The following is an 11,225-nucleotide window of genomic DNA, read 5'->3' as shown; positions in this document are numbered from 1 at the left end:
GGTTTTATAATTTTTTGTTAGATTGATTCCAAATTATAACTAAATATGAACGACGTCAGATATGAAACTAAGCAACCTTTCTATTAAATCCAAGCTACAGTCCATTGTATTTTTGTCTGTTATCCTACTTGTTATAGCTTGTGCTTATAACCTTTTTGTCCAACGGGCTTCTTCTCTAGAAGAGCGAGAAAGTAAGTTGAGTGCTCAAGTGGAAGCCTCAGTTAGCTTGGCTCAACATTACTACTCTCAACGTAATGTAATCGGCGAAGATGCAGCCAAACAGCAAGCTCTACAAGCCATTAAATCCATTCGTTATGACAGTTCAAACTACTTTTGGATTTTGAATCAAGAGCTACAAGTCGTTATGCACCCTTTAAAACCGGAATTAAACGGTAAGAATGCCAATAATTTTAAAGATGGGGCAGGCAAGTTTCATTGGCGTGAGATGGTGACCATCGCTAAAACACCAGAGCAGAAAGGCTTTCTTACTTATCAATGGAAAAGCCCAAAAGGCGAGCTAAAAGATAAAATATCTTACGTGCAGCTTTTCCCTGAGTGGAATTGGATCATTGGCTCAGGCATTTTAGTTGCTGATATCCAAGAGTCTTTCTATGCCTTAGCCATTAAGGAAGCCTTGGTTGCTACTTTCTTTGTTGGACTGCTAGCGGCGATGGGCTATGTCGTATCTCATAATATTCTCACCCCATTAAATCGACTGATTGAAAATACCCATAAAATTGCCGATGGCGATCTCCGTGTCCGTATGAATATGTCACGCAAAGATGAACTCGGTGATATGAGTAATCAAATTGATAAAATGCTGGATAAACTTCAAGGGACGTTACGTGCTGCGAATGAATCTGCAGTTCAATCTAGCACTATGGCAAGTAACATCGCACAAGCGAGTGAAGAGGCGGCGACGAGCGTTAACTCCCAACATGCGCAACTTGAACAGTTATCAGCGGCAATGACTGAAATGAGCGCAACAATCTCTGATGTGGCAAACAATGCAGAGAACACCTCTGAAAGTACTAACCGAGTTGTGGAACATGCTCAGCGTAATGATCAGAATATGCGCGTAACATCAGAAACGATTTCTCATGTATCTGAAAACATTTCGACAGCCAATGAACTGGTACAAGACCTGCAATCGGGCGTCGCAGAAATAAGCCAAGTAGTGGGTGTTATCCGAGAAGTATCAGAACAGACAAACCTTCTGGCGTTGAACGCCGCTATTGAAGCGGCGAGAGCTGGTGAACAAGGGCGAGGTTTTGCAGTAGTGGCGGATGAAGTTCGTAACCTTGCAAGCCGAACTCAAAATTCAACTAGTGAAGTTCAAACTACCATTGAGAAGCTGACCAAACAGGCTGAACGTACTTACAGCGCGATGCAAAGCAGTAATGAAAAAGTCGATCAAAGTGTTGAAGTGTCTGATAAAACTCGCCAGCAGTTAGATGTAATTGTTGATGAATTAAATAACGCCAATGACATGGTTTCACAAATCGCTGCAGCATCTGAGCAGCAAAGTGCGGTAGCAACTGAAATGAATGAGAACGTGACTGGTATTCATCTGGCTGCCAATGAAGTTTTACAGGCTTCTCAATCTTTGGCTGAAGACAGCCAGCAAATGGCAAACACAACAGAGCACTTAGCTGATCAACTTAAATACTTTAAGGTTTAAGCTTCTAAACTAAACAGTAAGCTGGAAGCTTAAAGGTAAAGCAACATTTAAACGCCTATTAAAATAGGAATTCTAAAATGAAAACACTCTGTCTTGCAGAGTGTTTTTTGTTTAATGGGATTCTAGGATGAAGATGTTTGTTCAATAATCAACTCACGCAACCACTTATGGCTCGGATCATTGTCAAAGTGTTTATGCCATAGCAATGCGCAGCCACCATCTTTTAATTCTAGAGGGAGTTTCTTTGCAACCAGTTCATCACTGCTTGAAAAAGCTTTGACTGAAGAGGCTGGGCAACACATAAACAAATCACTTTTTGCACAAAGCTTCATCGCACTGTTTATATCAGACATATTGACGGCAGTATTAATCTGTTTGTGATCTAAAGAGAGCACTTCGTTGAGTAGCCATCGTTCCATCCCTCCAATTTTTAGCTCTATATGCCGATAACGTAAGAAGGTGTCTAAGTTCCAATCTTCTTTTAGCGCGGGGTGATCTTTTCTCATCAGACACCGAGAACTGTCCTGAACTAACTCCACATAATTCAATTCATTCGGAATATTCAGATAGTGTTTTTCACTTCGATTATCCCACTCGAAAATCCCTAAGCCAAAGTCGACTTCACGCCTTAACAATCGATTAATACTGTTGTCGCTCCAAAGCTGATTATGCACCTTAATACTTGGGGCTTGTTCTATGAGTGAAGGCATAAAGTCTAAAAAGATAGATGAATAGGCGGTTTCACATAAATCAAACTGGAAAGTCCGTTTACTCTGTTTAGGCTCGAAGTCTAACGGAATAGACAATTGGTCCAATTGTTTCAGGATTTCAAAGACTTTTGGGGCAAGTGATAACGCTTTAGGTGTCGGGTTTAAATGAGTCGCTTGTCTTTCAAAGAGTGGGTCATCAAATGTCTCTCTTAACTTAGCCAGTTGCTTGCTCACAGCTGAAGGGCTTTTATACAAACGTTCTGCCGCAGCAGTTACGCTTTGCTCTTCAAGTAAAACGGCCATTACGCGCAATAAATTGGCATCAAAATTCTTCATGAAAAACCTTTATAGCTACAACCTTCATCGCTACATGTCTTGATAGTTCACCTGGTGATAGCTTACTGGCAGATAGTCCACTGACTGATCGTTTACTTGCCTTCATTAACTTGTACTCACGGCTATTTTCGGTGGAATGATATTGTGCTTTTTGAACTCTTTCATCACTCGTAAAGTGATGTCAGTTTCGAATAGCTTCTCGTAAGCGGTATCTACTACATAAGCTTTACATGTTAGCTGAATCGCTAAGTAATTATCGGTAATGGTCTGCTTAACTAATACTGTCACAGGTTTGGGTAAGTGTATGTAGCGGCTAGAAGAAGCGGCTTCTTGAATCAAGTCCCGAGCTAGGGTGATGTCTTCATTCATTCCGACATAAAATGGAATGACCACCTGCATATCTAAGGCGCCATAGTTACCGCTGGTGGTCACCTCATTTAAGAATTTATTGTTTGGAATGGTAATGATGTCATCATTTAGTGTACGCATTCTCACTGATCGCAAACCAATCGTGATGATGTCACCATAGTTGCCTTCAAACGTCACTCGATCACCAACTTGGAAAGGTCTATCAATCATTACGGTTAAACCAGCAATGAATGAAGCAGCGAGATCTTTTAATGCAAAGCCGACCGAAACCGCTAAAGTACCGCCTATAAGCGCGAGGATTTGATCATTAATCCGAAAGCTCATCATAAAGACCACAAGCCCAGCCGTCATATAGATGAAGAATTGTAGGAATGATTGAATCTTCTGTAGCATCATTCTGTACTGAGCGAATTGACTGCCAATGCTTTTCACCATTGAATCCATAAATTTAATTAGGATCCATGTGGCGCCAATCACGAGCACCGAAAGTAATACGCCGCTCCAACGAATTAGACTCGCAAATTGTTGAATGTTATCTACATTGGCTACTTCTTCTGTTGCAGATGCATTGGCTATCAACAGTAGATTCGTCAGTAAGAAAAGTGAGATTACGCTAACTAGATTTTTCATTTTACTTCACCAATAAATGCTGGCGATCTAACACATTCGTGATGTGTCGGAACCAATGGTCGGATACTTTTGCTCTGTCTTCTGTCCATTCAATGTACCCGCGGCTTTGGAAATAACGCAAAGTCCCCGTCACTTCAGAAATGGTTAACTGGGTGCATTCTGATAGCTCATCAGGGGAAGCAATTTCTAATTGAACGATGGAACGTAAAACAGCCAACATAGGCTTTGGCATTTTTTCAAGCTCCTCTGATTCAGGAGCGTGGAATAAACGAACGAGCACTTGGTTAGTTTCTTTATTTCGATTTAGGGAAAAGCGAAAAAACCTAAGGGCAACGGTTGGATTTCCATCCGAGTAGTGCCAAAGAATACGATAAAAGCCTTGTTTGGCTCTCTCTTCTTCTGTTATGTCTTCTTGGTCCCATTGTTTCGGGACGACTAAACCATCAAAGCTGATCGTGTGCGCTTCATTTTGGTTGATTCGGCTATTCAGCAGGTCTTGTACTTGGGCTTCACTCCATTTAGGAAGAAATGATACCCAGTCAAACAGCAGTCTTTCGCCTCTTGCCCGATCGACAAATCGCCAACTGGATTTTTCAATGGCTATCACAGCACGGTGGTTTTTTCTTGAACGTCGGATTAGGTTGGTTAAACGAATAAGTGCGGCTAATCCTCCAACCATTGGTTTTACAAGCCTTTGACCATTATCAACGGCAATAAGGTAGGTGGTTTGACTGCTTCTCAAATGTGCTAGCACTTGTATCTCAGTGGCGTCTTCTTCTAGTCCAATACTCACTGCGAAATGAGCCAGTAATTCGTTGTAACCAGAGTGAGGGCAATTCAAATAAACAGGCTCTGCATTTTTCACTTTAAACAGCATTTGCTTTAAGAATGTCGTTGTTCCAACGCCTCGTTCTCCGGATAAAACGCACAGCGCGGGTGAGTCTGTTAACAGATATTTGGAAAGCTGTTTGAGTTCCGCTTCGGCATAGTTAATCAATTCACTATCGTGAGTCCCAGGTAGAACGTAATCAAAGGCGGCATCTCCTTTAACGCGAGCTAATTGATGATTGTCAGAAGAATTGCTTTTTTGCTTTGCAACCTCAATTTTGAATAAGTACGCGAGTGCTTGGCTGAAGAAAGTGAAGTTAGATAGATTAGAAATGATACGATGTTTTAGGATATGAGTAACGACCCAACAAGCACCAATTGCGGTTGCAAGGATATTCAGGATAAACACATCTTTCTTACTGATAGTCCACTGAACCCACCAAGGTCGTTCAGGGATATTCATGATGGATTCGAATACTTTCTTTCGCCAGATCCTAAGGGCTGAAATAGTGACAAGTACAAACCAAAAGAATAAGGCGCTATAGATCCAATAGTAAATCGTCCCTTTCCCTAGAGTACGTATCGAGATTTGTACAATCACACCCGCGATAATAGCGCTCCAAACGTAACGTCTGATAGTAGATAGACGTAATGCGATGGTCTCTTTACTTGATGAGCGGCTATTACGAAAAGCAAATTCAAGGATGAAGGAAATAGCGATGGAACCACCTAGCACCCACCATGTGAATATTTCTAGGAATATAAGGTGTTGTAAACTTGGTATTCCAGATAAGACCCGTAAAGATAAAGTGATCGCAATTAACCAAGCAAGCGCTTTATGGGCACGGCTTAAATACCAAATGGCTCTAATGAATATTGAAGGTTTCGGGTTTGGGTCTAACACCGTTTCTTTGAAGAGTTGTATAATTTTCTGGCTGTTGGTGAGCCACCACATTAGTGCGAGATAAATGAAGAAGACTTTGGTACCTGTCCAAATAACAGGAATTGGAGATATGAAAAGGTCATCGACGAGAGACTTAAAACTGCGTAACTGAAAATATAACCAGTACTCTGTGTTTAATTGGGTTAATGCCCATTCTTGTTTAAATTGCGTTACCCCGTATGGACCAAACCCTGTCGTTTTATCTCGGGTGGCATTATCAGCTAACTCTAAAAGTCGCTGTTTACTCTTGTTAATACTATTCAGTGTTAAGTAACTGGATTCCACATCAAACCAAGCTTTCTCACGTTGCTCTGCTTTTAGTAGCTTATCTTCTGTATTACTGGTGACAAAAGTGGATAAGTGGTCGGCAAAAATATTGATTTGATTACGCTGTTCGTTTTCTACCGCAATAAGAAGTTGAGAGACTTTTCTTTGGTCACTAAGGGACATGAATAATGGGTCAGGAATGGTGCTTACTTCACTATGTATCTTAATGGCAGATTCATTAATGTTTGGCGATATTTCTTGTTCATATTGCCAACCTACGGCGTGGCTATTGAATGAAGCAATAATGACTCCAAGAAATACCATTTTCCTAAGCCATAATTGTAGAATTGAAGACATACACACCACTTATAACATCCTGATTAGATTGACTTAGTGTAGTTTGTTTATTGGCATTAATCCTTACAAATCGTACATTGTATTAACAAGGCAGGTTTAAGTGATGTTTTATGCATCAATATGAGTGGTGTTTCTATAAATGTAATCTAAAGTTAACTGTGACAAGCTTCAAACTAATGTAGGTTAGTTACTCGCGTGAATATCTTGAAAACTAATCGGCTTTTTATCGCAATCAATGCTTGAAGTTAAGGCTCTGAACAAGTACCGTTGCGACGTTTTTGACATAATTAAGGTAAAGGCATTGATCTCCACAGCAAACATCACTCAACAATTCGGCGCTAAGCCACTTTTCGAAAATATTTCAGTTAAGTTCGGTGAAGGTAACCGCTACGGTTTAATCGGCGCGAATGGCTGTGGTAAATCGACGTTCATGAAAATTCTATCTGGTGAGTTAGAGCCTACAGGCGGTAACGTAAGTTACGATCCTAACGAACGAGTAGCAAAACTAAACCAAGATCAGTTTGCTTATGAAGAATTCACAGTAATTGATACTGTTATCATGGGGCACAAAGAGCTTTGGGAAATCAAAGTAGAGCGTGACCGCATTTACTCATTAGCTGAAATGAGTGAAGAAGATGGCATGAAAGTCGCTGACCTTGAAGTTCAGTTTGCTGAAATGGACGGTTACATGGCTGAAGCTAAAGCCGGCGAACTGCTTCTTGCTGTTGGTATTCCTGAAGAGCAGCATTTCGGTCTGATGAGCGAAGTTGCACCTGGTTGGAAACTTCGTGTTCTATTGTCTCAAGTACTGTTTGCAGACCCGCATATCATGCTTCTTGACGAACCAACGAACAACCTGGACATGGACACTATCAAGTGGTTGGAAGATACGTTAAACCAACGTAACTGCACAATGATCATCATTTCGCATGACCGTCACTTCCTAAACTCTGTTTGTACACACATGGCTGACCTTGATTACGGCGAACTTCGTCTATTCCCTGGTAACTACGATGAGTACATGACTGCTGCGACTCAAGCTCGTGAACGTCTACTGTCTGATAACGCTAAGAAGAAAGCACAAATTGCTGAACTTCAAACGTTCGTGTCTCGTTTCTCTGCTAACGCATCTAAAGCGAAACAAGCGACGTCTCGTGCTAAACAAATCGACAAGATTCAACTAGATGAAGTTAAAGCGTCTAGCCGTCAAAACCCATTCATCCGTTTTGAACAGTCTAAAGAACTATTCCGTAACGCGCTTGTGGTTGAAAACCTAGCTCAAGGTTTTGAAGAAGACCTATACAACAAGTTCGATGCGATTTTCGAAGTCGGTGAGCGTGTTGCTATTATCGGCGAAAACGGCGTAGGTAAAACAACGCTACTGAACACTCTTGCAGGCGCTCTAGAAGCTCGCGAAGGTGAGTTCAAGTGGTCTGAAAACTCAAACATCGGTTACTACGCTCAAGATCACGCGCATGATTTTGAAGAAGATCTAAACCTGTTTGATTGGATGAGCCAATGGCGTCAGGAAGGCGAAGACGAGCAAGTGGTTCGTGGCTTCCTAGGTCGTATGCTGTTTGGTCAAGATGACATTAAGAAATCTGTAAAGGTTATTTCTGGTGGTGAGCAAGGTCGTATGCTTCTTGGTAAGATCATGATGCATAAACCAAACATCCTTCTTATGGATGAGCCAACAAACCACATGGATATGGAATCTATCGAAGCGCTTAACTTGGCTCTTGAGAACTACAAAGGCACATTGTTCTTTGTATCTCACGACCGTGTATTCGTAGACTCACTAGCAACTCGTATTCTTGAAATCAAAGATGGCAAGATCAACGATTTCCGTGGTACATACGCAGAGCTTCTTAAAACTCGCGCTTAACTGTAGTTAGTCGTAGTCTTTTACTTTCGGCATGAATGTAAGTTACGAATAAATGAAAGGCTCCTAATGGAGCCTTTTTTGTTTTTTGTCCTGTATTTTCTTATCTCTTATTTCTAGATACCAGGAATGAACAGAAGCTGTACTTGAACTGAACTAGTACTTACTCGAAAGTGATTTGCTCTGAATCAGTACTTGAACTGGGCGACGACTTTTTCTAGTTTGCTGCTCACATTCAGTATTTCACGGCTACTATTCCCAGCTAGTTGAACAGTATCTGCGGTGTTACCGGCTAAATCAGCTATTTGGGTGATATTACGGTCAATATCTGCAGACACCATGGATTGCTCTTCTGATGCCGTCGCAATTTGTGCATTCATATCGAACACTTCAGAAATTTGGTCGACAATTTGTTGAATGGAATGAACCGCCAGTTCCGTTTTCTGATTTGTCGTATTCACTTGATCCAAGCTGTTCTGCATTGTTATTACGGTTTTTTCTACACCGTTAGCAAGCCCATTAATTGTGTCTTCGATTTGATGGGTGGATTGATTGGTTTTTTGCGATAGCTGTCTTACTTCATCTGCCACCACTGCAAACCCGCGACCGTTTTCTCCTGCTCTTGCAGCTTCAATGGCTGCGTTTAAGGCGAGTAGGTTAGTTTGCTCTGCAATACCGGTAATGGTCGACATCACTGTGCGAATCTCTTGGCTATGCGTTGCAAGCTCATTAACCAAGTGTCGTGATTCGGAAATATTGTCGGTTAAGGAGTGAATGCTAGTACTGGCTTCATTGGTGATGAGCATACTTTTTTCGGCTTCTTGTTTAACGCGTAATGCAGTGTCCGCTGCACTTTCAATATTAGCGGTGATTTCATTACTGGTCATGACCAGTTCATTTACTGCGGTTGCTACAGACTCGGACTCTATTTTTTGTTGTTCTGAGTTCTTTATACTTTTATTAACGGCTTGCTCAGCGGTATTTGCACAAGTGGAAAGTGTTGTCATTACCTCTGCGACTTCAGTAATATTTTGATGAAGCTTACTAATGAATAAGTCGAAAGAGTTAGCTAGTTGAGCCAGTTCATCGCTGCCTTTTGCATTCATTCGAACGGTCAAGTCACCATTACCTTCAGAGATATCCTTCATCAAATCCGTAATTTGGCTTATACGACGCGTGATACTTTTCCCAATGATTAATAACATCCCTGAAACGATGGCAGCGATAACAAAACCAAATAGTTGAAGTTGCAGTGTCACTTTGTTGCTGGCTTCTATATATACGTTGTGAATGTATTTCTGAAGGTCGTGAATTGAATCTTCCATTTTATGCACAGTATTACGTAGATCACCCTGTAAACCTTTATCTGGATTAAAGCCATACACTGAATAAGACTGGATTAAATCATTAAGAGACCTTTTGTATGCTTCAAACTCTCCTTGAAAGGCTGAATTATTTCGAAGAGTAGAGCTATTACGAGTCAGGTTATCCATTGCCGATATTTTGCTGATTAATTGAGTATTGGTTAACTCATTTGGCGTTTGAGTAAAAGAATACACGGTGTCAGCTAGTTGCGAAGATGCAATGGAAAGAGGCAAATTATTAAGTTCATCAATTCTATTCTGGAAGGCAGTACGCCTTTGGGTGACTTTCTGCTTAATACCTTGGTTTAAAGGATCACCTAGTTGGATGACATGTTGGGAAAGAGCATGAAATTGATCTTGGTACTTGCTCAATTTTTCAAGCACCAGATCTAACTGAGGTTTGATCTGGTTGCTGTCGTCTGTCACGAGAGTGCCAAGAGTGTGGATACGCTGCTTTAAACTTAAATATGTATCATCAAATCTTTGAACATATTTGAGATCTTTACGGGCTAGGAAATCTTTCTCATGGCGTCTTAACGTCAATAAATCAATTTCACTGCTTAGGTTTTGATGTTCAGCTTGCTGTAAGCGGTCTAGCTGTAAAAAACTATAGTGCTCAAAGGTGGCGTAGCTAATAATTCCTAAAAGAAGAAACGCAGTAATCAGTGTTAACTGCATTCGGATAGAAAGAGTATGTAAGAAACTAATAAAGCCTGGTGACCTATCCATAGGCACCTCCATGGTAAACGTGACGTTGGTTTACCGCTGAATTATTATGTTTTTGTTTCAGAATTATGACAGCGGATATTAAACTAATAGCACTTAATATCCGCAATTCAAGTTAGGGTAGAGAGCATTTAGAGGTGATAACTGACAGTCATACCTGGGTCAAACCTATAGGCGTGGCGTATGCTTAACCTCGATAATTATGTGTTTTATTGATTGTCAGAGTTCTCTATTGATAGGAACTTATTAATTATTTTCAGAGCCTTTAACATCAAATGTCATTTTGTCAGCACCGGTAAAGACTTGAAAACGTAGACCTTTAGCTCGAGCTATCGTAGTAATACCAAACTTTTGAGCTAAGTCTAATCCCATTTGCGTTACACCTGATCGAGACAGTAAAACCGGGATCCCCATCTGAGCGACTTTAATCACCATCTCAGAGGTTAAGCGACCCGTTGTATAAAATATTTTATCTGCACCAGTTTCTCCATTAAGCCACATTTCTCCCGCTAAAGTATCAACGGCATTGTGGCGGCCTACATCTTCCACAAATGATAGAACTTGGTCACCTTTACACACTGCACAGCCATGTACCGCGCCAGCTTTTTTATAGGTATCGTTGTAGTGAGTGAGAGCTTCAAGGGCAGTATAGATCTCAGATTGTTTAATCGGAGATTGTGGTACTTGGTAATTGTCTAATTGTTGCATCACGTTGCCATACATGGTGCCTTGCCCACAACCAGAGGTAACGGTTTTCTTCTTGAGTGCTTTCTCTAATTGGCTTGTGTCTTCCTTGGTTATCACTGCTGCAGAGTTGGTTTCCCAATCTATGATGATGGATTCCACAGCTTCTGGGTCAGATAAGAAGCTTTGATTTTTCAGGTAACCAAGAACAAGAGCTTCAGGGCGAGAGCCTAATGTCATTAAAGTCACAATTTCTTTCCAGTTCAGCATTACAGTGAGGGGTCTCTCACAAGCAATTTGTTTTGTTAGCCTTTCACCGTACTCATCAAACACTTCCACTTCGATTGTTTGAAAAGGGTTTTCACTGGTTTTTATTATATTAGGTTTTGACACGTCGAGTGTTCCTTGTATTTCACGCCAACTGAATGAAAGTATCAGTTCCCATTAA

7 protein-coding genes are annotated in these 11,225 nt (G+C 41.0%); 2 read left to right on the top strand and 5 right to left on the bottom strand.

Going from position 1 to position 11,225, the window contains the following annotated elements; all coding sequences use genetic code 11:
- Positions 1–61: 61 nt before the first annotated feature.
- A complete protein-coding gene (locus F0226_RS06075; RefSeq protein WP_171734808.1) occupies positions 62–1,681 on the top strand; it encodes a methyl-accepting chemotaxis protein in 1,620 nt (539 codons plus the stop codon).
- Between the two features lie 122 nt (positions 1,682–1,803).
- On the opposite strand, the gene F0226_RS06070 is transcribed toward F0226_RS06075, so the two are convergent.
- The 3 genes from F0226_RS06070 to F0226_RS06060 all read right to left on the bottom strand — a co-directional run bounded on the left by F0226_RS06070 (position 1,804) and on the right by F0226_RS06060 (position 6,121).
- On the bottom strand, positions 1,804–2,727 hold the full coding sequence (locus F0226_RS06070; protein ID WP_171734807.1) for a LysR family transcriptional regulator: 924 nt from the start codon (positions 2,725–2,727) through the stop codon (positions 1,804–1,806).
- A 105-nt stretch (positions 2,728–2,832) separates the two neighbouring features.
- A complete protein-coding gene (locus F0226_RS06065) occupies positions 2,833–3,726 on the bottom strand; it encodes a mechanosensitive ion channel domain-containing protein (RefSeq protein ID WP_171734806.1) in 894 nt (297 codons plus the stop codon).
- A gap of 1 nt (position 3,727) precedes the next feature.
- On the bottom strand, positions 3,728–6,121 hold the full coding sequence (locus F0226_RS06060) for an ATP-binding protein (RefSeq protein ID WP_171734805.1): 2,394 nt from the start codon (positions 6,119–6,121) through the stop codon (positions 3,728–3,730).
- A gap of 301 nt (positions 6,122–6,422) precedes the next feature.
- Between F0226_RS06060 and F0226_RS06055 the strand changes: the two genes are divergently transcribed.
- Positions 6,423–8,006, top strand: a complete 1,584-nt coding sequence (locus F0226_RS06055; RefSeq protein ID WP_171734804.1) for an ABC-F family ATPase — start codon at positions 6,423–6,425, stop codon at positions 8,004–8,006.
- Positions 8,007–8,191: 185 nt separating this feature from the next.
- Here the strand turns inward: F0226_RS06055 and F0226_RS06050 are convergent, their stop codons facing one another.
- Together F0226_RS06050 and fdhD are read right to left on the bottom strand one after the other, a co-directional pair.
- Entirely contained in the window at positions 8,192–10,096 is a 1,905-nt protein-coding gene (locus F0226_RS06050; protein WP_171734803.1) for a methyl-accepting chemotaxis protein, read from the bottom strand.
- A gap of 243 nt (positions 10,097–10,339) precedes the next feature.
- Positions 10,340–11,170: a formate dehydrogenase accessory sulfurtransferase FdhD gene (gene fdhD / locus F0226_RS06045; RefSeq protein ID WP_171734802.1), complete on the bottom strand. Its 831-nt coding sequence runs from the start codon at positions 11,168–11,170 to the stop codon at positions 10,340–10,342.
- Positions 11,171–11,225 lie beyond the last annotated feature (55 nt).

It is taken from the genome of Vibrio sp. 99-70-13A1 (genome assembly GCF_013114625.1).
Classification (GTDB): domain Bacteria; phylum Pseudomonadota; class Gammaproteobacteria; order Enterobacterales; family Vibrionaceae; genus Vibrio.
The sequence above is the reverse complement of the archived record's forward strand: the minus strand, read 5'-3'. Positions and strand labels throughout refer to the sequence as shown.